This window comes from Paraburkholderia sp. BL6665CI2N2, assembly GCF_004366535.1.
Taxonomy (GTDB): domain Bacteria; phylum Pseudomonadota; class Gammaproteobacteria; order Burkholderiales; family Burkholderiaceae; genus Paraburkholderia.
This window is the reverse complement of sequence record NZ_SORC01000001.1, coordinates 1,867,277-1,888,432: the sequence shown is the minus strand read 5'-3', so window position 1 is coordinate 1,888,432 and position 21,156 is coordinate 1,867,277. Positions and strand designations below refer to the sequence as shown.

General features: G+C 60.0%; 15 protein-coding genes and 7 pseudogenes. 10 read left to right on the top strand and 12 right to left on the bottom strand.

Annotated elements, in window-relative coordinates:
- Positions 1–432: 432 nt before the first annotated feature.
- A pseudogene (locus B0G81_RS08500) lies at positions 433–929 on the bottom strand (universal stress protein).
- Between the two features lie 210 nt (positions 930–1,139).
- Between B0G81_RS08500 and B0G81_RS08495 the strand changes: the two are divergent.
- The 3 genes from B0G81_RS08495 to B0G81_RS08490 all read left to right on the top strand — a co-directional run bounded on the left by B0G81_RS08495 (position 1,140) and on the right by B0G81_RS08490 (position 3,568).
- Positions 1,140–1,433 (top strand): DUF4224 domain-containing protein, encoded by a 294-nt coding sequence (locus B0G81_RS08495; RefSeq protein WP_134134408.1) that lies wholly within the window; start codon positions 1,140–1,142, stop codon positions 1,431–1,433.
- Between the two features lie 822 nt (positions 1,434–2,255).
- Positions 2,256–2,411, top strand: a complete 156-nt coding sequence (locus B0G81_RS43525; protein ID WP_166678938.1) for a hypothetical protein — start codon at positions 2,256–2,258, stop codon at positions 2,409–2,411.
- A gap of 608 nt (positions 2,412–3,019) precedes the next feature.
- Positions 3,020–3,568 (top strand): hypothetical protein, encoded by a 549-nt coding sequence (locus tag B0G81_RS08490; RefSeq protein ID WP_134143029.1) that lies wholly within the window; start codon positions 3,020–3,022, stop codon positions 3,566–3,568.
- Between the two features lie 87 nt (positions 3,569–3,655).
- Here B0G81_RS08490 and B0G81_RS08485 read toward each other — a convergent pair.
- A pseudogene (locus tag B0G81_RS08485) lies at positions 3,656–4,111 on the bottom strand (IS6 family transposase); the annotation flags it as partial.
- Positions 4,112–4,153: 42 nt separating this feature from the next.
- Between B0G81_RS08485 and B0G81_RS08480 the strand changes: the two are divergent.
- Positions 4,154–4,745 (top strand): annotated as a pseudogene (locus tag B0G81_RS08480) (IS6 family transposase); the annotation flags it as partial.
- An 11-nt stretch (positions 4,746–4,756) separates the two neighbouring features.
- Here the strand turns inward: B0G81_RS08480 and B0G81_RS08475 are convergent.
- The gene (locus B0G81_RS08475; RefSeq protein ID WP_116120027.1) at positions 4,757–4,975 is read right to left on the bottom strand and encodes a hypothetical protein; all 219 of its coding nucleotides are present in this window, start codon (positions 4,973–4,975) and stop codon (positions 4,757–4,759) included.
- A gap of 1,181 nt (positions 4,976–6,156) precedes the next feature.
- Here B0G81_RS08475 and B0G81_RS08465 point away from each other — a divergent pair.
- Positions 6,157–7,185, top strand: a pseudogene (locus B0G81_RS08465) (IS30 family transposase); the annotation flags it as partial.
- Positions 7,186–7,549: 364 nt separating this feature from the next.
- Here the strand turns inward: B0G81_RS08465 and B0G81_RS08460 are convergent.
- Positions 7,550–9,811, bottom strand: coding sequence for a molybdopterin-dependent oxidoreductase (locus B0G81_RS08460; protein WP_243856395.1), 2,262 nt, complete (start codon positions 9,809–9,811; stop codon positions 7,550–7,552).
- Between the two features lie 591 nt (positions 9,812–10,402).
- On the opposite strand from B0G81_RS08460, the gene B0G81_RS08455 reads away from it, so the two are divergent.
- On the top strand, positions 10,403–10,789 hold the full coding sequence (locus B0G81_RS08455; protein ID WP_116120031.1) for a hypothetical protein: 387 nt from the start codon (positions 10,403–10,405) through the stop codon (positions 10,787–10,789).
- Between the two features lie 726 nt (positions 10,790–11,515).
- On the opposite strand, the gene B0G81_RS08450 is transcribed toward B0G81_RS08455, so the two are convergent.
- Complete coding sequence (locus B0G81_RS08450) at positions 11,516–12,175, bottom strand: TetR family transcriptional regulator (protein ID WP_134134404.1); 660 nt, start codon at positions 12,173–12,175, stop codon at positions 11,516–11,518.
- A 421-nt stretch (positions 12,176–12,596) separates the two neighbouring features.
- On the opposite strand from B0G81_RS08450, the gene phaZ reads away from it, so the two are divergent.
- Positions 12,597–13,685 (top strand): polyhydroxyalkanoate depolymerase, encoded by a 1,089-nt coding sequence (gene phaZ, locus B0G81_RS08445; protein WP_134134400.1) that lies wholly within the window; start codon positions 12,597–12,599, stop codon positions 13,683–13,685.
- Between the two features lie 789 nt (positions 13,686–14,474).
- Here the strand turns inward: phaZ and B0G81_RS43520 are convergent.
- Positions 14,475–14,651 carry a hypothetical protein gene (locus B0G81_RS43520; RefSeq protein WP_166678937.1) on the bottom strand — a complete coding sequence of 59 codons (177 nt, stop codon included), beginning with the start codon at positions 14,649–14,651 and terminating at the stop codon, positions 14,475–14,477.
- A gap of 226 nt (positions 14,652–14,877) precedes the next feature.
- Between B0G81_RS43520 and B0G81_RS08430 the strand changes: the two genes are divergently transcribed.
- A complete protein-coding gene (locus B0G81_RS08430; RefSeq protein WP_134134395.1) occupies positions 14,878–15,327 on the top strand; it encodes a hypothetical protein in 450 nt (149 codons plus the stop codon).
- A 217-nt stretch (positions 15,328–15,544) separates the two neighbouring features.
- Here the strand turns inward: B0G81_RS08430 and B0G81_RS08425 are convergent.
- The 3 genes and pseudogenes from B0G81_RS08425 to B0G81_RS08415 all read right to left on the bottom strand — a co-directional run bounded on the left by B0G81_RS08425 (position 15,545) and on the right by B0G81_RS08415 (position 17,221).
- Positions 15,545–15,931 (bottom strand): annotated as a pseudogene (locus B0G81_RS08425) (MAPEG family protein).
- Positions 15,932–16,315: 384 nt separating this feature from the next.
- Positions 16,316–16,405, bottom strand: a pseudogene (locus B0G81_RS08420) (TetR family transcriptional regulator); the annotation flags it as partial.
- A 327-nt stretch (positions 16,406–16,732) separates the two neighbouring features.
- Positions 16,733–17,221: a hypothetical protein gene (locus B0G81_RS08415; RefSeq protein WP_134134393.1), complete on the bottom strand. Its 489-nt coding sequence runs from the start codon at positions 17,219–17,221 to the stop codon at positions 16,733–16,735.
- Positions 17,222–17,947: 726 nt separating this feature from the next.
- Here B0G81_RS08415 and B0G81_RS08410 point away from each other — a divergent pair.
- Positions 17,948–18,121 (top strand): transposase, encoded by a 174-nt coding sequence (locus tag B0G81_RS08410; protein ID WP_116120052.1) that lies wholly within the window; start codon positions 17,948–17,950, stop codon positions 18,119–18,121.
- 61 nt (positions 18,122–18,182) lie between these two features.
- On the opposite strand, the pseudogene B0G81_RS08405 reads toward B0G81_RS08410, so the two are convergent.
- Positions 18,183–18,844 (bottom strand): annotated as a pseudogene (locus tag B0G81_RS08405) (IS6 family transposase); the annotation flags it as partial.
- A gap of 104 nt (positions 18,845–18,948) precedes the next feature.
- Here B0G81_RS08405 and B0G81_RS08400 point away from each other — a divergent pair.
- Positions 18,949–19,419, top strand: a complete 471-nt coding sequence (locus tag B0G81_RS08400; RefSeq protein ID WP_134134389.1) for a PRC-barrel domain-containing protein — start codon at positions 18,949–18,951, stop codon at positions 19,417–19,419.
- Between the two features lie 113 nt (positions 19,420–19,532).
- On the opposite strand, the gene B0G81_RS45565 is transcribed toward B0G81_RS08400, so the two are convergent.
- The gene (locus B0G81_RS45565; protein ID WP_347877444.1) at positions 19,533–20,336 is read right to left on the bottom strand and encodes a VOC family protein; all 804 of its coding nucleotides are present in this window, start codon (positions 20,334–20,336) and stop codon (positions 19,533–19,535) included.
- A 407-nt stretch (positions 20,337–20,743) separates the two neighbouring features.
- The gene (locus tag B0G81_RS08390) at positions 20,744–21,118 is read right to left on the bottom strand and encodes a cupin domain-containing protein (protein ID WP_106286011.1); all 375 of its coding nucleotides are present in this window, start codon (positions 21,116–21,118) and stop codon (positions 20,744–20,746) included.
- Between the last annotated feature and the right edge of the window lie 38 nt (positions 21,119–21,156).

Here is a 21,156-nt window from a genome sequence, read left to right as displayed (position 1 = left end):
TGTTGGTCTTCGTGACGGCCCGCTCTGGCGAGACACGCTCCTTCGACCGCGAATACCCACTCGCCCGACGAGACATCAGCTGTTTGATATCCGGATATCGAGAACTGATTTAAAAGCCGGAATCCGCGTAAGGATGCGCAATGTGCATCGCTTATCTCGTGAGAAGGCCGCTGCGTGGTACTTTGGGCTGTTGAGGCATCCGGACCCAGTGGAGCTACTGCTCGTTCTTTCTGGTAATTGTGGTTGTGTGGAGTGTTGAGCAGCGTGCGCGGACTGAATGTCGAACGCGCCCATTGCCTCGGCCTACGTCTTCAGCACATACGTGAAAGCCCAGAATCCATGGTCACCGTTGCCAGCATCGTTGCGGCGACGACGACGATGTGAGCCGCGCATCGGACCGGCAGCCAGTGAAGTTCACGCGATGATTGACGTCTAGGGAGGAGAAGACCTCGATGCGGTTGCCGGGGTGCCGGATGGGCCGGTTTGCGTCGACTGCCGGAAGACGAGGCCCGGGATCCGACTGTGCGTCAGGACCTTCTGGGTATCGCTGCCGAGTAACAACGCGCGCATGCCGCTTCGTCCGTGAGACGCCATGACGATGAGATCATAATTTCGTTGTGCTGCAACGCTGATGACCGCCTCGTACGGTAGGCGCGGTTCGTAGCAACCATATCGCACTCGACACCTGCTTGCGCAGCCGCTTTTGCGATGACCGCGAGGTAGTCTTCCACATGCTGTCGGGTGGCCTGGACGACTCGCTCCTCGGTGTCCGCGATCATTTCGGTGCCATACGCGAGGACATGACATTCCGGGATGACATGGAGGCCCGTAACTTTGGCGCCACTTTCCATGGCGAGTGTCACCGTCATTTGAAGGGCGGCTTCGGAGAGAGCCGAACCATCGGTCGGCACCAGCAGATGCTTGAACATACGTTTCTCCCCGCGGCCAGACATATTCGCGTTGACATCTATAGACTGAAGTCGCACGAGGCCTTTCCGTGCCCGGTCTGCTACTTGGCCGGCAAGAAGCAGCCGCTCGCGGTGTTGCCGGCTCAAGACAAATTCGAACCAGCTAAATGCCCGATCTGCAGAACGCAGTTCGATGTGCCAATCGATGCCTAGCGGAAAGGCAATCCGGGCATGATCGACCACCTGACTGCCCAAGAACTGGCCGATCTGGTCGGTTGCAAGCCGAACCGACGTGCCACCATGAAGACATGGCTTGAGAATAGCACCCGGCCGGTCGTACCGGATAAGAATGCCATGCCTAAAGTTTTGCGCCTTTATCGTGATCGCAAGCTCGGCATATCCGATGACTCACAGTCGACGATCGACAGCAGGGCTGCGTCAGGCCCAGTTCTCGATGCGTTCAAGGGAAAAGGCCCCCGCTCAGGGGCGCTGCAGTCCGGCTCGACTTCCTCATTCATAAACTAGACCGCGCTCTCAGAGCCAATCTGCGCAGCAGCCTGCTTCAGGCCGCCCGTCAACGACCAAGTTCTTCCTTTGTCAGAATGCAACTTGCCTCCGGCATTTCCTACACGCGGCAGCCTGGAAACCTATCGTTTCTTTTTCGAGGTGTCTCGTGGAGGAAGGAGATCGAGCAGGCTATATGTTTTCTGCTCTGGTCTCCAATCACGAACGCGTTGACGCACGGGCATTGACGGTTTGACATTTGGCTCCGGGACCGGCCTCACCGGCGACGCTTCGAGAAATGCGTGCCGCGAATCAAGGTCGTAGACGTGCATTTTATGATCGAGCTTGTACCTGTGAATGACCTCGCGGGCCCGGTCGTGCGTTTCGCAGTAGTCGACGCCGAGCTGGGCGAGTCTCGAGGTCATGGAACCTTCTGCTATCGGCCGCCGTGCTGAGCAGGACATAAGGATTCGCGTGGCGGGCAGCCTCGATGTGCGGTCGATTCGACCTTACACAACGCAGCATCGAGCCCGGGAGTGCATCGCCTGGAATATGAATATGGTGTCGTGAACTGGTAAGGAGGCTGCCATGGCTGTGTCAATGATTGGAATGTGGGTTGGGGTTGTCGCGATGATCGTGGCTGCAATATCGGTGGCGGAACACTATAGGCACGAACATCATAGGAATCAGCAACTCCGCTGGCTGGACGCACATCCCATTTGGGACTGGCTGCACCACAAGTGAAGCGACTATTCCAGAAATGAGGCGCAGGCCCGAGCGCCGCTTTCGGTGGGCGCTTCGCCTACCATATAACCATGGTCGCGACCTAAAAGGGCGGCTGCCATGACTCAGTCAATGATTGGCTTTGTAGTGGGGCTCGCGATCCTGCTGGTCATCGCGTTCGTGTTTGCGCGGCGTTACATGCACGCGCATCCGGAGGAGACTGTGACTCAGTGGCTCGACGCGCATCACATGAGTTGGATACACCACAAGCACTGACTCCCGCTGTCGCGTGGCCTGTAGCTCGGATACTCGACGGCGATCACGCGTAGCCCCAGGGGTTAGCGGTTCGGCGTAAGACTTGCGGCGCCCGGCACGCCCCGCATTGCCATGAAAGACGGACGGCAGTACCGCGCGCGGCTTCGGCCGGCTCGGCAACGAGGCCCTGGAAGTCCTGCGGCGCCGGCCAGGGGCGAAGCCCGCCGGCGCCGATGGCCCCGGCGGCGACCTGCTCAGGGAAGTAGATAAAAATGATCCTGGCGTATGGCGCCTCCCGCGAACACGATCAGGCACACGACTGCGAGACGCAGCATTGTCCCGGTGAAATTCATTGCCCTGATCTCAGGCCCGGTTTATCTGTCTTTCCGGCCGCCCCCCGTCTAGCGTGCATTTGCGGCGACGTACGGGCCAGCAGCGTCGTCGCAAGGCCGCCGCTGCCTACGCTGCGGCCGAGGTACCCCATGTTGTGAAGGTCTTCCCGGACGTGCATTTGAAGTTCGGGGAAAATTTCGTCGATAGGTTGGCCGCCAATGCGTCCGGAATCGGCGCAAATCTTTTTCCGCGCCCTGTTTCAAAACCTTAAGTTGATCTTGTGCGAGGAGTCCAACATGGCATCCCGGCGATCGAATCGATACCGACGGGCATTGGGTCTTCCATGTGGCACACGCACCGCGCTGGTCTGCGCGGTGGTATTCGCGCTCGGCGCCTGCGCGCAGCCGTGGGAGGGGTTCCATGCAGGCGAACAGGAATCCGCCGTCGTCGCCAGACTGGGGCAGCCGCGCGAGGTTTACAACCTGCCTGACGGTTCTAAGCGGCTGATGTGGCCGACGCAGCCTATGGGGGAAGTCACGACCGCTGCAGACATCGACGCGACCGGCAAGGTGATCAGCATCCGGCAAGTGCTGCAGCCGAACGAGTTTTACCGCGCGGAGCCTGGCAAGTGGACGAAGAACGAGGTTCTGGTCAACTTCGGCCGGCCGGAGGAAACGGCTTACTTTCCATTGATGAAGCGCGAAGTATGGAGCTATCGCTATCTCGAAGACGGCGTGTGGTACCAGCTGTTCCATTTCTATTTCGACGACGCCGGCGTGCTGCGCGCGACCCAGAAGAGTCCGGACCCGCTGCACGAACAGGGTGGCGACAACAAGCCGATGTGATGGCTGTCAGATGGATGACATGACGCGTGGCGGCTTTGTCGCGATAGAGAAGTCGCGTCAAACAAATGACAATATGACGAGGACTACTCATGCGACCAACGAGTAGAACTGCCGGGCGGGAGTTTGCGCGATGCCACCGTCATTCATCTCGCCTTGACGATCATGTGCATGAACTCGATGCCCCCGAGAATGATGCGTGCACAACGAAAATTCTTGAAGCCAAGCATCGGTCGGGTGCGACGCTTGGTGGCACGGTGATCCTGCTCGACGACATTGTTCAGGTACTTCTTCTGACGGATCCTGATCGGCGTCTCATTTTCAGCGGTGAGCGCCTGTAGCGCCGCCAGACTTGATCCGCTTTTATCGATCGTCACGGTCTCCGGTTCGCCGTTCTGGGCGATCGCCTTTTCGAAGTAACGCCGGGGCCGCAACTTTGTCACGATGGGCTCGCAGCAGGAAGTCGATCGTTTTGCCCGCCTTGCCGACAGCGCGATACAGATATTCCCATTCGCCCCTGACCCGAATGTATGTTTCGTCGATACGGCTCTGTCAGGTTGATTGCGAGGCGGCGATAGAAATGAAGTGATGAAGAAATCGAAATCGCTTTATCACGGTCACCGTTTCACTGCCGTCGTCATCATCTGCGCGGTCCGCTGGTACTTCAGGTTCAGCCTGAGCCGGTGCGACATCGAGGAGTTGTTGCTCGAGCGTGGTGTCGTGGTCACGTACGAAACGATCCGTTGCTGGTGCGACAAGTTCGGTGCTGGATTCGCCGATTGCGCCAAAGCGGCGCGGCGCAAGCCGAGCAGCACATGGCATATGGACGAAATGTTTGTGACGCTGCACGGCGAGCCGTGTCTGTTGTGGCGAGCGGTCGACGAGCATGGTGTCGAACTCGACCTGCCGGTGCAATAGCGGCGCGACAAGGCCGCGGCAAAGCGCTTCTTCCGGAGACTGCTGCGTTCAAACCTGGTGCCGCGCAGAATCGTTACCGACCAACTGCGCAGCTATCAGGCGGGCAAAGGCTGAGATTCCCGGACTCGCTCTTGTGGAGCATGTTTTCGTCAAAGCGGCCGCGCGCGTGAATAACCGTGCCGAGAACAGCCATCAGCCGACCCGCAGGCGCGAGCGCCAGATGTGCGGCTTTCGTGATGCGCGTCGCACGCAGGCGTTTCTCTCATGCTCGTCCTATGCCGAGTTCTCGTCGCACCACTGGATCGCCCAGCGCTGCGCCGCCTCGATAGCGGCTGCGTCGGAGGCATAGTCGCCGAGATCTCCCGACCATTTGACCTCGACGGTGTCGACGCCCGCCGAGGCGCGCCGATAGATCTTTGCACGGGCGTAGTAATGGCCGCCTTCATCAAGAGGCGACGCGTCGATATGGAAGTCCTTGTAGTCGAACTGCATCGTCGCCTCCCAATCAGTGGGGAAATCCTACAGTGCGGCACTGCGCACAGCAATCGGCTGGGATACCAATCCGTGCCTGTAGGCTGTGCAATTCAGACGGGTGGAGGCGTGCCCGCGGGTTTCTGCATTCTTTCAGTCGCATTGGCGACGCGATCACCTTGATCCGTGATCGTGGTCGCCGGGATATATACCTCGCGTACACGAGCGACGGGAGGCCGCAGCCGACCCCATCCCTGCCATCAGATCCCCGGCTATTGAATGGCGGTTCCTCCGGGTTACCGCAATCATTGCATGTCAGTGTTCAGGTCAAGGCCTCCTGAAACGGCAGCACGTACGTTCGCTACGCTTAAAAGAATTTTTCCCGTTTCCTTTTAAGTGTCTTCGCAGGCTTCGAATCCTTCTTCGCAGTGCGATCACTGGATTCGCTTCCCGCATTGCTTCACATATTGATCCGGAGGTCGTACGGACGATTTCGCCTCGATCAAACGAACCAGCGGGATAGCGCAATCGATGTCTTGGCGCGCAGAGGTGCCGCGCGCACAGTGGGTGGTGTCCGTGACCAGATTCGTTCTGGCGTCCTTCCGACGCGCCGGATCAATGCATCGGGGATGATTTACCTCGCGGTCCAGTTGGCCTTCGATACGGCCAGGCGTCCCGCACCCGGCGAGCCATTCACACGTCGTCGAAGGCGGCGCTGCTCCGCATAGGGCGTCTCAATATTACGTTATGAATGGCGATCACGGAAACCAGCGGGAGAGATGAGTTGCAAATGGGGCAAGGAGGTGAAAATTATGGACATCTGGCTTGTTGCCGTCGTATCTGGACTGTAAGCTTTCGTTAACGCGGATGTATCCCCGCGTTTTGTGTGTCAGCTAAGCCGTAGGCAGGGCCTGCGGCTTCTTTTTATGCGAACACCGGAAAGAATCCGCAGAGCCCGGATCAAGAAATGTTCTGACGCGGCGCTCAATTCAATTTTGTCGGGATTTCGAGCAACAGGACAGGCGCTTCCCGCTGGCGTCGACCAGCTCTTGGCCTCGAAATCGTCCAGTTGAAGCAGCAGACTGTCCAGCGCGCAGAGTTGGGCGCGCGTCGGATGAGTCCCATCCAGAAGCTCGTGGAGCCGTCCGCGCCACTATTCAGCCGGCAGGATTGGCCCGCCAAGGTCCCCTGTCAATGACGGCGAGACAGGTGGGATCCAGCCACCACAAAGGCATCGATCAAGATTGGCATTGACGCTGGAGGAGCGTGAAGAGATATCACGAGGGCTTGTGGCTGATGAATCAATCCAGTCAATTGCGATACGACTTTCCCGAGCGCCTTCTACCATCTGTCGTGAGATCAAACGTAACAGCGGACCAAACGGCTATCGGGCAAGCCACGCCGATCAGATCGCATGGGATCGCGCGCAGCGCCCCAAAGCCTGTAAACTGGCTGAGCACCGGATGCTGGCGCACGTCGTGGCAGGCAAGCTTCAGTTGCAGTGGTCACCGCAGCAGATTGCCGGATGGCTCAGGCGGGTGTATCCAGACGACGAGGACTACCACGTGTCTCACGAGACCATCATCGCACTCTGTTCATACAGGCCCGTGGTGCCTTAAAGAAAGAGTTGCTGGAGCACTTGCCGCGCACCCGGGCCATGCGCCGTTCGCGCCATCATACGCAGAAGACGGACGATCACGGAAGGATTCGGGACACAGTATCGATCAGCGAACGCCCCGCGAGCGTTGAAGACCGTGCGGTACCGGGCCACTGGGAAGGTGATCTGCTGTGCGGCAGCAGCAGCCAGATTGCGACGCTCGTCGAACGCCAGACGCGTTACGTCATGCTCGTGAAGATAGCCAGCAAGGATAGCGAGACGGTCACCAATGCACTCATCAAACACGCCTCCAGACTGCCGCAGGAGTTCCATAAGTCGCTGACATGGGATCGGGGAACGGAGATGGCCGCGCACAAACGCTTTACCGTGGCCACTGATCTCCAGGTGTACTTCTGCGATCCCCAGCATCCATGGCAGCGCGGTTCGAACGAAAATACGAATGGGTTGGAATGGGTTGTTAAGGCAGTACTTTCCCAAGGGCACCGATCTGTCAATGTATTCGCAGACCAAACTCAACGCTGTGGCAACGCGACTGAACGAGCGTCCAAGGAAGACGCTGGACTACGGAACGCCCGCCGAACGGTTCCCGCAAACTATTGCATCCTCCGGTTGAATCCGCACCATCCCGTTGCGGCCGCTCACAGCAGCGGCGCGAGCGTTCAGCCTTGGGCTTAGTCAGCCGATCGCGTGCGTGTTGAACCACGCCGCGAGGTTCCCGCCACGTTGACTCATTGCCAATGAAATGACGCAGCGCGTCCACAGAGGCTGCGGGTGGCTTCTATCACATCCGCAACTACGGTCTGCCTGCCACCGACGCGGGGGCCAATGTCGCGAAGGTGCGAGGGCTGCTGGACGTTGTGGTGGCGTGATGTCTTTCGTTCGCTCGCCAGATTTCGGGCAAGGCGGGACGGCCGGGTAGCTAGATCGTCGTGCTCGAAACAAACCGTTCGATTCGAACGGGGGTTCCCTCTTGCGATTCAGTCTATAGCTTCGAAGCGTACAGGCATCGCGCTCATTACCGGCATGGCGTTGATCGGATCAAGGCCAACTGTAGTGCTGAGCAACTGGTTTGGATTGGTGCCGGCGTAGGTTTCAGGCTCCTCGTCGGGCATCGGTCCCCAGCCGTGCGAAATTGACACGACGCCTCGGCGCAGTGCGGCGTCCCCTTTGACGATAGCTCGAATGCGGCCGTGCGGCGAAACAATGGCCACGCACTGGCCTTCGGTCAGTCCTTGAGCAGCCAGCTCATCGGGATGCACAAAGGCCGGATTGAACGGCATGCGTCGGCGGACCGCGGGCAGGTGGTGGTACATGGTGTTCTGCACGTCGCGCACGCGCCGCACCGCGAGGCGAAGCGGGAACCCCGGCGGCGCCCCCGCTTCGTTCAGTACGCCCGCCAGTTCGCGTTCGACGTCGTCCGGCATCACGTCAAAGCGCGCGGTATTAGCTGGCTCGCCGGGCTGCACGATCATCGGTTCGACCTCGTAGATTTTCCCTTGTGGGCTCAGCTTCAGTTCGTCAAATGAAATCGAGCCGTGGCGAACCAAGGTCGCAAGCAGCTCGTCGGTGGTCGGAGCTGCGCGCATATCGAGCGGAACATCGTCGAATATGACGGTCTTGCCCAGGCGCCGCGCGAGGTCCCAGAACACGAACCAGTCGTCCACGACTTCGGATCCCTCCGGCGGCGTCGCCACGGCGGCCGAGTATTGTGCGTAAGGCTGAAACATGATGTAGGACTCGTAGTCGCGCGAATGCAGGTCGGCGCGCTCGAACATCAGCTTCGGTGGAATCACATAATGCGCGAGCCGCGCAGTGTTAGTCATGAATGGCTCGATGCATACCAGCAGTTGCAATTGACGCAGCGCATCGGCGATGCGACGCTGGTCGGGCACGGCATCGACTGGATTGCCGCCGTCGACCAACAACGCACGGATCTGGCCGGCGCCAGGCGTAGTGATTTCCTGGGCCAGCGTGCCGCTCATCTTCTGGCCGAACAGCATGCCATGGCCGCCGACACGGCTCTTCCAGCCGGATTCCCAGGAACGGCGTGGCGGAATCACTTCGGCGCGGCGCTGGCAGCGCGGGGCGACCACGCCGGGGTTCGGAACAGGGTCGCCGGGGCGAGCGAAGCGGCCACACACGACGTTGAGGCATTCGACCAGATGCTCGGCCAGATTGGAGTGCGGCGCCATATTGGGCCCGGTTCCCGACGCGGCCGAGCCACGCTTGCGGCGCAGGCCGCCGGCCGCCCGGACGGGTTCAGCGAAGGCTGCAGCGGCGGCTTCCAGTCCTTCGACGCTTACGCCGGCGCGCCGGGCGACGTATTCGGGCGTAAACGGCTCGACCGCGCGCGCCAGTCGTGCCAGGTCCTTGACGTAGCGCGCGCAGAATTCAGCATCGTGCCAGCCTCGAGACAGAATGATGCGAAGCAGGCCAGCCAGCACGGTCGGGTCCTCGCCCGGCAACACCTGCAGGAAGACATCGGCATGGCGGGCGGTCTCTGTCTCTCGTGGATCGATCACCACCAGCTTCAGGCCGCGCTCCTTCGCTTCGTGGAGTTGCTTGACCGGATTCTGCAATGCAAAGTTGAAGGTGGATAGCGACACCAGCGGATTGGTGCCGACGAACAATAGCGCGTCGGCGAGCGCGTACGGATCTTTGCCGGCAGCCCAGCCGCCCAGTCGCTCAAATGCCACCCATTTGGCCGACTGGTCGATGGTCATTGTAGAGAAAAACGAATTCGAACCCAGCGCCGCGAGGAAGGCGGGCAACATATGATTGGCGGCGAGGTTAGAGTAGTTCATGGTGCCGCGAAAGGCTGCGACCGCATCGGCGCCGTGGCGCTCGATCAGCGCCTCAAGTTGCGCCGCGATCTCGGCCAGCATCGCGTCAAGCGGCATTTGCACAAAACTGCCATCGCGCTGCCGTTTCAGCGGGTGCAGGAGCCGCTCCGCGCTGTTATGCGCCTCATGCAGATACGCGCCCTTGATGCAGGCGTAGCCGCGCGTGAGCGGATTGTCGCGGTCGCCGCGCGCAGCAATGACGCGTCCGACGTCGTCGATGGTCAAGCGCAGTGAACAGTTGCCGGCGCAGATGCGGCAGGCGGTGACGGCTTCCCGTGGCACGGCGAGCTCCTCCTGTACTGTGGCCCCACACCTCGTCACAACCAAAGCCTTTGGCGCAAAGGTTATAACCGAGCCGGATACCTGTGAGATGACAGAGCACCCGCAAATGACCATGCGTTACATCGCCGCCAGACTGTGACCGCGCATTCGCCATGATAAACGACGTTCATATTTATGGCAAATAGCTTAACGACTTGTTGCGAGTGCCGTTGCCCGCAAGTCCGGCACGCCGCGTCCCGGCGGGGACATCGGGCCTCGCGACGGCCCGTCCCACGACTCGACGCGTCTCTATTAGCGCTCATAACGCGCTCGCTCCGCCAGCCATGCAAATTGATTGAATGCGCGGCGTGCCATGCGCGTCGGTCAAATGGCCGTTCGCGGCGCATAACCCGATACCTGCCGATAAAGTGCGAGCGGCGCTCCATGGCCGGCTACTGGCTGATGCAGTCGGCCGAAAATTGAGCTGCTGCCGACCTGTCGACGTCCAGCAGCACGGTTTCTTCACAACTTTTTGTGGATAGACTCCCTTTCCAGTACCTGGACGCCTAAGCCGGTGTGTGACCACCGAAACTGATCCGGCAAACAGCTTCGCTATAATCGGGCCATCTTTCCACACCGCCCTGCTTCCAGTAGATGTCCGTCAAACGAATCCGGTCCCGGGCCGGCCAGCCACGCCGGCCGCTGACAAAGGCGCTGTTACTACCGATGGATCGTGCATCCGCCAGCGAACAGTCCCTGAGACTGCATCTGGCGCTGGTCGCATGTCGTGAGTGCCAGGCCAACAGTCACCTGATCAACGAACTGATGCGGGCCGTCTATCTTGCTTATTTTTTGCAACGTGCGGGATACGGAAGGCATCCAGCCGAATATTTCAAGGTCGCCGAGTGCGCCGTGGAGATGGCGCTGGCGCACGCGCATGAGACGGGCGAATGGCGTCTCACGCCGGACGTCATCGGTGACTTTGAAGAACTGATAGCTCTGTATGACGCGCAACTTGCCCGCGCACCACTGCATGCGGTACGTCACGCCGAAGAGCAACTCAGGGATTTTCTCGCGGGAACGGAAAGCTCGCCTATCGTCGTGGAGGAGTAACTCTCGCGCCGATGCACTGGCTTGTGGGCGTATGAGGCCACCCTGCGACATCCTTGGCTGTGAGCGATGATCTCTAGCAGCGCGAAGCCACACTCACCACGTTCAGACACCGCAAGGCGGAGCGCTAACGTCGTTGAACACTCGAGCATCGGTGTTGCATATATTAGGATTACTTAACAAATTGATCATTTCTTATGCCACATGCCGGATGGGCGATCTGTTGGCGATGACCAGTGAATCCGAATCCCGATGATTCGACTAACCTGCCGTTCCGCGAGCAGCACGGCCGTAAGTGTTCCGGGATAACCCTGCGGGTAGCCGTCTGCCGGATAGGGCGCGCGGGTAACTTGGGGGTGGTTCCAGCGCTTCGCGCGCATTTGGTATGTGATGACCGGCCTTATGCCCGCACGGATAGAAGGGTGGCAGGGGGAAACCACCTCGGACGCCAGACACCCCGGACCTCAGTACCGTCAAAGGTCCGCGTTATACGAAGGATACTGAAACATCGTGAGCGGATGGCCTGGTATATGTTGAGGGGAAGTTGTCCACTGCCGGTCAGCGTCGTGGTCGAGACAGGCGACACACTGGCCCGGCCGTGGACAACCTTCCCTCCCCCAAGGATCCTCCTTTAAATCGGCTCAAAATGGGGGAATGCTGACGGGAACGGGATCGCTAAACGGCTTGACTTTCATTTGCCCCATAGAAGGAACACTTAAGAGTGCGGCCTTATTGTGACGCCTTGCTTAACGCTTTCCAAACGACTTTTGCGGCGGCCCGAAATGCGTCCAGATCAGGCGCGTTATCTCCAGCTCGACGGATAAAAACGACCAGGCCTTGCAAGTGCGAGACGAGCAAAGCACCTCGGAGCGCGCATTCCCCAGACGTCAGCGCCGGGTTTATTTTCGCAACAAGACCGGCAAAGATTTCCTGGAACTCTCCCGTGATTTCCGCCGTTAAATCACGCGCAAAATCCTCATGCTCGGCCAAACTCCACGATTCGAGGGCGAAGGCGCTCGTGCTGGTGCCAGGCCGCGTCAGAGCAGCGAAGGCCTCGTCGATGATCGCGTCGAGGCGCGCTTCCGGCGATCGAAGCTTATCCTTGGCGAGCGTTCGATAAAGCTCAAGGTAGCGGTCGGCCATCGCTCTCATCGTGGCTCGCAACAGGTCTTCCCGGGTACCGAAATAGTGCTGCAAGGTGCTCAGGCGAATACCCGCATCGCTCGCCACACGGCGTTGGGTGAACCCCGCGTTACCTTCGGTAGCGAAAACGCTGATCGAGACCTCGAGGATCTCCGGTACACGGGTTGTTCTGTTGCCTCGCCGCCTGGGCTCGCGTGGCGCGCTCGAGCCCAGCATTTCCGCCGATGAGATCGTCATTTCTTTCATCTGCGCCCAACTCCTCAGTGGCGGGTTCTCTCCGCAGGACAGTTCGTTCCGGCCGCCGAAATGGTGCGCACGGCCCAGCTCGCGCCTGGCTCAAGGGGTGATTCCTCAGTCAGTGTCTCTCGGCCGCCGGAAAGCAGAGGCAGCCGTCCCTTTTTGTCATTCGACCCATCTATGGTAGGTCAAGAAACCAATTAAGCACAGTTAACATACTGCCCGACACCGGCTTCACGAACCAACTGCTTGGATTTGACCCACTGAGTAGTAGCTAAATCCCCATACTTATTGGTATTTCTCCCCTCCTTACTGGTCTTGATTGTTGGTTGCACGACCGCTAGTATTTGGTCACAAGACCTATTTCAGCAGGTCTGATTGCTGAATGCGTCGAGGCGGCTGCCGTAGTCAAGGAGAAGCTGACGTGTTGATGTCCTACCCCCTGCGCGAGTTGCAAACTGCGATATGGGCGCCGTTCCTTCCCTGGCTGCAGGCCACCGCCAGCTTCCTTGCAGGTTCTGGCAACGCCGCTTCCGCGCTGCCCACCAGTCAGCTCGCGCCCGGCTGCGAGCTGTTGGCGCGGCTCTGCAAGCGCTACCCGAAACCGGAATTCGGCCTGACCGACGCCGTCGTCGACGGTCAGCAGGTCGCGGTGACTGAAACCGTCGTGCGGGACCGGCCGTTCTGCCGGCTGCTGCATTTCGAGCGCGCCACGCCCCACAGGCATCCCGTCGCACTGGTCGTCGCGCCGCTGTCGGGCCATCACGCGACGCTGCTGCGTGACACCGTGGCGGCGATGCTGCAGGATTTCGACGTCTACATCACCGACTGGCGCGATGCCCGCACAGTTCCGCTCGCCGAGGGCGCCTTTCACCTGGACGACTACGTCGCGTATCTGCGCGAATTTCTGCGTTTCCTGGGACCGGACGCTCATGTTGTATCGGCCTGCCAGTCGACCGTGCCGGTGCTCGCCGCTGTTTCGCTGATGGCGACTCATGACGAGACGACGCCGAGAAGCATGACGCTGATCGGCCGCCCGATCGACGCGGGTCGCGGCCCGACGACCGTCAACGCATTCGCCGTCAGCAAACCGCTCGACTGGTTCACACGCGAACTGACCAAGACGCTGCCGGGTAACTATCCCGGTGCCGGCCGCCGGGTATATCCCGGCTTCCTGCAGCACGCGGCCTTTGTGGCGATGAATCCCGAGCGCCACCTGGATTCGCACCTGCGCTACTACTGCGACGTGGCAGCCGGCAACGGCGAACTGGTCGACGCGCATCGCCGCTTCTACGACGAGTACAACGCCGTGCTCGACATGGCGGCCGAATACTATCTGGAAACGGTTCGCGTGGTCTTTCAGGAGTTCTGCCTGGCGCGCGGCACCTGGCAGGTGCGCGGCGAACACGTCCGCCCGGACGCCATCAAGGCCACTGCACTGATCACCGTCGAATCGCACGTCAGCAACGAATCGGCCGCCGACTTGCACACCGGTGTCCTCGAGGACGTGGCGGCCTGACGGCGTACGGCAAGGGGCGCCCCCGATCAACGGCCATGGGGTTGAAGGAGCAGCATATGAACACCGATCAGAAGTCCTTGCGATGGTTGATTGACAAATGGCTGGCGCCCACGCCTGCCATGCCGGTCCGCCTGACCCGATACGGTCGTGCAAACTCGAGCCACAGACGCTGCGTGCGTGTGGAGTCGTTGCGAACGACCGGCTCCCTGGCCATTTTTTTCTTCCGGCACGATGATGGATCGTGGCGCGTGTTCCCGCCCGCGTCCAGACGGCCAGTGATGCATGCCTACCCATGAACTGGATAGACAGACCTGGCACATCAGCACGGAAAGCCTGGCCGCTCCGGCTCGCATTTTTAGTACAAGCCGCGGCTTTGCGTTACGGGTGTCTCGAATCGCCCGGCTTTAGATGCTGCCTGGTGCTCGCCATACTGTGCGGACGGCCAACCCTCACCCTGACTCGGAGGGGACTGCGATGAAACGGCGTGTGGGAGGTGTTGGAGTAGCGGGGGGGGATGGGCGGCCGAGGTTCCTGGCTGTCGCATGGCGGCGAGCTTGGGACGTGTCAAATGAGCAGGTATTCAAAGCGCACTGCTCTTATCATGCGTGGAACTGCACGTTTATCGTCCCGTTCCTGGCTGGGCACTTCCAAATGTTCCCATGAGCTCATCAAGACTAGTGGAGATCGTGGACCGGATCCTGCTGACAAGACATTACCGGCATCAGATCGGACCGATTTCTGTTTGCGGAACCAGGCCTTGCCGGATACTGGGAAATCCGCGATGCGCGCTTACCGCCTTGCGGTGTGAGCGACGGGTCGATAGTCGGGCGATCCGAGGAGAACGGAATGAATATCCTGGAATTGGCGGGGAATGCCGGAATGCTGGTCGTACTCGATGGCAGGATCGGTTGCACCGAGTACCGCAGCGTCCACGGAACCCTGGATGCGTTTCAGCGTTTTGTTCATGCGTTGGAATCGGCGTCGGTGAATGGTGAGGAATCCGATTGGTCTCCGTGTCGGGGAGGCCTGTGCGCGGAGTCTTCGTCATCTTGAGGACATGGTGCCGGAGCGCCACCACGGAGGCCCTCATGTTTACCTGGAATGCGCTTCTGATCGCTGGCCATGAAACCGGAGCGGGCGCAGGACATGCTGGTTCCGGATCGTGAGCTAGCTCGATTAAGTGGAGCGACTGATGAAGGTTTCCGCAATCTATGCCTGGATAACGGTGCTTACTGCAATCGTCGCGGGGCTCCCTTCGGGCTCGTCCTACGCCCACGCACTCGATCCGCAACTCGACTGTAGGTCGAACGCACACGCATTCATCGCCCCGCTCTTTAAGGGCCAGTATATCGATCCGAATCCGATGCGCGTCGAAGCAAACTCGGTCAACGCATTTCGACCGGCGCACGGCAGCAAATTGACGGCATTTGGCTTTCCCGTCTACGCCGTCCTCGGGTATGAACACGACGATGCACTGTTCAAACGCGGAGATGGCCGGCCCGTCACGGACTCAGCCTATGGCGTGGTAGTAATCGGCCCCAGCGAGTCAGTAAAAGCGCATGCGCGCCAGACCGGCAGCGGCGCTGTCATTCATCAGGTTGTCCCCCTCTTGCTAACGGCCATTTTCTGCAGCGGACCGTGACGCGCTCAGCGGTGCTGTCATGCATGCAGTGGGATGGCGTTGTTACATGAGTGTTCGCGTCGCAGTAGTGCGATCAATCCGTCGTAATCTGAATGGAAATCGCGGGGACGCCCACCAACATATCGGCGGGTCCATCGAAAGACGGTGTCAGCGGCATGCCGGTTGCATTAATCGTCGATCGATTTGCTTCAGTTCCGCCCTTGCCTGTCGTCGCATCTCAGTGCAGCAGCATCGCACACAGCGCCAAGCCGGTGAGGTAGGTCCCTAGTGCGCCGACGAAGCGAAAAGGATTGGGTTTTGCCATCGTCGGTCCTGTGACTAGTCCGACGATGACCAAACAGCGGCACACGGTTGCCGCTATGATCAATCACAGAGCGGCCGCGGAAGGCGATCGCGCGCCAGGATATAGAAACAGCAACGCGAGGAACGGCGCGCATTCGGCCGTATTGGCGTGCGCCCGGACCAGCTTATGTAGCTGGTCTGCCGGGTCCGACTCGCAGCCTGAGTTGGTGCCTTTGCGAAAACGCATCACCGATGTTGACAACCCGAGACCGAACAGGAGTACTCCAAGAACCAGCACGCATGCGAGAGCAATGTTGTCCATTTGCATGAGCCCCCTCGACAGGAAATTTATAAAATGCCAGTTTGGTTGTCTGCACGATTTGCCTGATGGTGTGTAGCACCAGCGGCGTGCATCGCGACTGCATCGAACTAACCTTGATGGCCGATTATCGGCCGATGCAGGGGGCCGTAGCGGCCACGCTGCCTTAACCCGTTACCTTCTGAATTCCTAGTTGAAGAAGCGTCGGCGGCAGCCCAGTCGTTGACTCAACAGGCGAAGGCCCTGAGTGAAGCAGGGGCCTCCTTCAATGTTGACGATGCTTCGCCGTGCCTGCGGGACAATGGTGAACGGTGTACTGCTCCGCCGAGGCTGAGGAAAATCTCACTTACGATGTCGGGTGATGAATTGTATCGCCCCGACCACGCCGAAATTTGAATAGAACGCGCCGCGCGTATAGCCAGCCGCCTTAGCGATTTCCTCCACGCTTGTTGCGGCCAATCCCTTTTCAACGAGCATCTTAATAAGATCTGCACCAAGGCGCGTGGGAAACCGGAACGTCGTAGCGAACACTGGAATCCCGGAAAAAGGTACGGAACGGTCAGACGAGGCGCCAGAACGCCCTTCGTGAGGAATCGGTGCAGCATGTCGAGAGCGCCTTCGTCGCGTTGGAATGTGTTCTAGCGATAGCGCGCTCCGTTCGAGTCGCCCAGCGACTGCCTATGCAGCTAGTCCGCCGGTGAGCGGGGCCCGTCTCTCTCAGGCAAAGCAGCTTCGTTGCGCGATCATGGCGATAAGAGATCATACGGTGTGAATGGGGTTTCGAGACGGCATGCGGCTTCGCGATCACTGCATGACCCAGCAGTGCTGACCCAGCAAGGAAAGACTCTCGCGCACGAGCCGCGACGCATCGGTCGCCGGGCCATCGTGAACGACGGTCTTGTCGGGCCGCACCACGGCGGCCCAACCAACCGGAACGAGACGCGGAAGGAACACACCGTCGAGGTCCTCCCAACTGTCATGCCTAGCGGCATGCGGCCGCTCTCCACGGTGTGCGATCTGCACAATGCTTCCGCCGGCACGCGCGAAGGCTGCTGCTTCAGAAGAATCAAGCGAGGCTCGGGCATCCGTGCCAAATCCAATCAGCGCCAGGCCCTGCCCGAGCACCTCGTCGCTCGGACGCGTCTTGCCATCCGAACCACGTACCCGCCCCTGCCCAATCACTACGCCGCGCACAAGCTTCGTCGGCGAGCGGCCTTTGACAAACACACCCCTTCCAGTTGGTTTTTTCGGCTTGATCTGCGATTCCTCGGGCTGCGCACGCAGCGGGAGCACCGGTAAATCGACCTGGATAGTTTTGACGCAACTGTGAGTTCGTTCCTGGCCAAACGGCTAAGGGATTTATCGAGACGCTCATTCCCTTCGGACCGCGCGATGTCCCGATGGCAGCCAATCTGCTCGAAGTGCTGGCCGTAGCAGATTTGCAGCTGGTCGCGTGGGATATAGGCGCAGTGGAAGACAACGTCTCGCCAACGTCTCGCTCGTCATGACCCGTGAGAGCTGCAGGTTCTATGCCCACATACCGCGAGCGCTGGTTAATGTCTCGCAACGTTCGACCGCGGCAACCTTGCTTGGTCACACATACGCAGCGCCATTCGGCCTCACGCCAAGGGACTGAGCACGCTCTTTGTCTATCGCGGTGACATCGTGATGGCGCGCGCTGCTCGCGCAGATAATGTGCCGATGATGATGAACTTATTCGATTGGAGGGGCATGCCCAAGCTCCGTCCACCGTGTTCTGAGACGACTGTCCGTGCCGATATCTCGTCACGGGGACAGTAACGTGACAACGCCCTGCACCGGCACCATCCGTCGGGTTGGCATCAGACCGGGCGTGCTTCGTCGTGCGCGAGCATGTCAGCAACGGTCCCCAGCTGGCTGGCTGCGGGCCGTGGGTGGAATGTGTCCGCATCGAAACGGGACAGGTGCGTGAACAGCGTGTTGAACTGAGGGCCACGCAGGCGAACTGACGCTGGACACCCCACCGACGCAGGCGACACGGTGATCCGGCTGTGGAGCAACCTGCCTGACGAAGTGGATGCGCCCGAGATCGCCCGGCTCTACCGCAAGCGCTGGCGCATCGAAGGCATGTTCCAGCGGCTCGAATGGCTTTGTCAAATTGACGGCGTGGGTACGTACCAGTACAGCATGAGTAGGATGCCTGTTGATTATTGATCGATACCGATCGACTCGGTGACGGTCCATTGGGACCAGTTGGCCAGCCGGGCCTGCAGTTGCGTCGATGATCGCCTGCGCTCATCCGGTGACGTGGCAACGCGAAGTGCTGGCGGATCGGGCCGAAGCAGGACAGAAAGCGTTATGCCCGACGCGGGTCGCGGAATCCTTGCATCTGGCGCTCACGCCGGCGCGTCGGCTGGTGGCTGTTCCCCGCCCGGTTGTTGATTCTCGCGGCAGCTCGCACGAAGACGTGCTTCACGCCGGCTAGCTGTGGCACCTCGGCCTTTGCCGCCGGGTAGCTGCGCAACTGGTCGGTGACAATCTTCCGGGGTACCGGGTAAGAGCGCAGCACCTTTCTGAAGAAGCGCCTCGCAGCTGTCTTGTCGCGGTGCCTTTGCAGCAGCACGTCCAGTTCCATGCCGTGTTCATCCACCGCACGCCACAGGACATAGGGCCCGCCGCGCAGTTTCACGAACAGCTCATCGAGATGCCACGTCGAGCCCGCCGTGGCCGGACTGCTTTCGCCCGGCAGGCGAACGTTGCACCAAACCGGTCGCACCAGTTGCGCACCGACTCGTAGCTAACCTCGACGCCACGCTCGAGCAGCGGTTCCTCGATGTCGCGCAGGCTCAGGTTGAATCGATGGTACCAACGTACCGCGCAACTGATGACCGCGGCCGGAAAACGGAAGCCGTGATATGGCGAGGGAGTCTTCTTCATTTCGCCATTCTACCCAGCGACTCCTTCAATTTGACAATGCCAAAAATTGGCATCGCCGTGGCACGCGCGTTGCGCGCCTCGGAGCATCACTCTTGGAGAGGACCATGACAATCCATGACCCTAAAATACGGCCCCAGACGGGCGGTGCCGGTGCGAACATTGTCGGCGATCGAGTGGGTACAGGGCCCGGGCCGGACGTGATGACTGCGTCGACTCTGGATGGTAACAAGGTGGTCTCATCGGATGGAGCAGAGATTGGCAAAATATCCGACATCATGCTTGACGTGCGCAGCGGTCGTGTCGCCTATGCGGTGCTCTCGGAAGGTGGCTTCCTTGGCATCGGCAGCACCTTGCACGCGATCCCGTGGAGCGCGCTGACACTGGACACAGATGAGAAGTGCTTCTTTGTCGACATAACGGCCGAAGAGGTCAGAAATGAGCCTGGTTTCGACAGGGACCACTGGCCATCCATGGCGGACGTGCAATGGGGCGCCACGGTTCATCGGTATTACAACCGGGACCCGTACTGGTCGGCGCCCCGCGCTGTGAGCGAAGAAAACCTGACCGACATTTAAGATGTTTTATCGCAGAATGCCACCATGCGAAGCTGCCGCCGCCTGCCAGACGGCCGTACAGGTACACCCAGTGCATCGGGCGTTGCTTCGTGCACGGAGGAAACCATGACGAATCATCGAAAGAAACAGACGCGCGACGTAGGCCGCCCCGAGGATAACAATGAGCGACGGCGACCAGAAGATGCGCCGAACGCCTCCGGCTCGCCGGCGCCAGACAGCGCTGCCCCTGTCCTGCGGTCAGAGGACGATGAACTGCTCGATGAAGATGCGCCGAAATAGAAGCGACGCTGCGGAACTCGTGGCGAGACAGGGGCTCGCAAGCGACGGCCCTGTGCTTCGCAAGGGGCATACCTCGGCGTACGGACCCGTTGCAGCACATAGGCGGAAGTCCGGCCATCGGGTTCTGCGGCCAGTAAATTCTCGCCCGGCAGGACCACCGCCCGGACACTACCCGCTATCAGCAGCGCAACTTTCTGTATCAGGTTAATGCTAGTTTTCTTCTCGCATCGCCGCAGTGAAAGTGATACCGAGCAGCAACCCTTCCGGTGAGATGAAACGAGTGACCGTCTGCCCCCAAGGTTCTGTCCTGGACTGACGAGCATCCGATATCCTCGCGACTCAAGCTCCGCTGTTGCTTTCTCGACGCTCTCCACATCGAACTCGAGCCAGGCTTGCGGAACAGGGATGACGTCGGGCCGGACCTCCTTGCCAAAGCAGGACTGGGCCGCCTGAGAAAGAGGCCACAGGGCAAAGCTTTTTGCGCCATCGAGACCTTCCGTATGAAGGTAACCGCCGCTCTCCTCCTTGAAGGGGATACCAAGGCTCTCGCAGTAGAGTTCGTGACTTGCGTCCGCATCACGGACGATGGGGCCAAAGCCCGCGACGAACAGAATTTTGATGTTCCCGATGCGTTCCATGTCATCTCCTCTTCAGGCAATCCACAGAGTTCCTGGTAAATGTGACCCTTATATCCGCAGACCTTCACCCTGCTTTCGGGGGCGGCGTTGAATCCGTTCAAGCTCCGCACGAGCTGGATAATTTGCGCGCTCGTATCGCCCGCGAAGCGAGGGTGCGCATTACTCGAATTCGCCGCAGCAACGTCCCTGACTGACCTGCTCGTATCTATTCGCTGTCCGCTCTGACGACAAACAAACGGTGCTTCAGCTTCATGCGGGACGTCGTTCAATTGTCCGAACCGGCCCTCGCCCGGTTAAGAGCCGCTCCGTTGGATAGAGCCGCGCATCGACGGCTCGGACCTTCACTTTCTCGAGCACAACTTAACCGCGACGGCTTGGGCTCGCGCCCCGGCCAGGGAACCACGACGTCAAACTTCAACCACGGCGAGAAGCGCTGGCGCGTCGCCGATGACACGACTCTGGTGCCCTTTGCCCGTCGTGTCCTCGAGCAGGATGGCGCTTCCCGCCGCGACGCGTCGTCGCTCACCGTCACTGGCCTCAAACTCAACTTCCCCGCTGAGAATAAATCCCCACATGCGCATGGGTGAAGGATGAAGGTCGCCGACCCATCCGCTGGGCGCGTGCAAAAATCCGTGGCGGGTCGCTGCCGCGAAATCCGACACGTCAAAGGATTCAGCGGGGGGCGCGAAGTTGCGGGTGACCAGTAGGAGGTTTACCGACCCAAAATGACTTTCGCCAATCGAGTCTGAAAACAGTCGTGAAAATGTCAGCGCAAGCGCCATGGGGCTCTCCTTTTCGCGGCCTATGTTCCAGTCGGCGT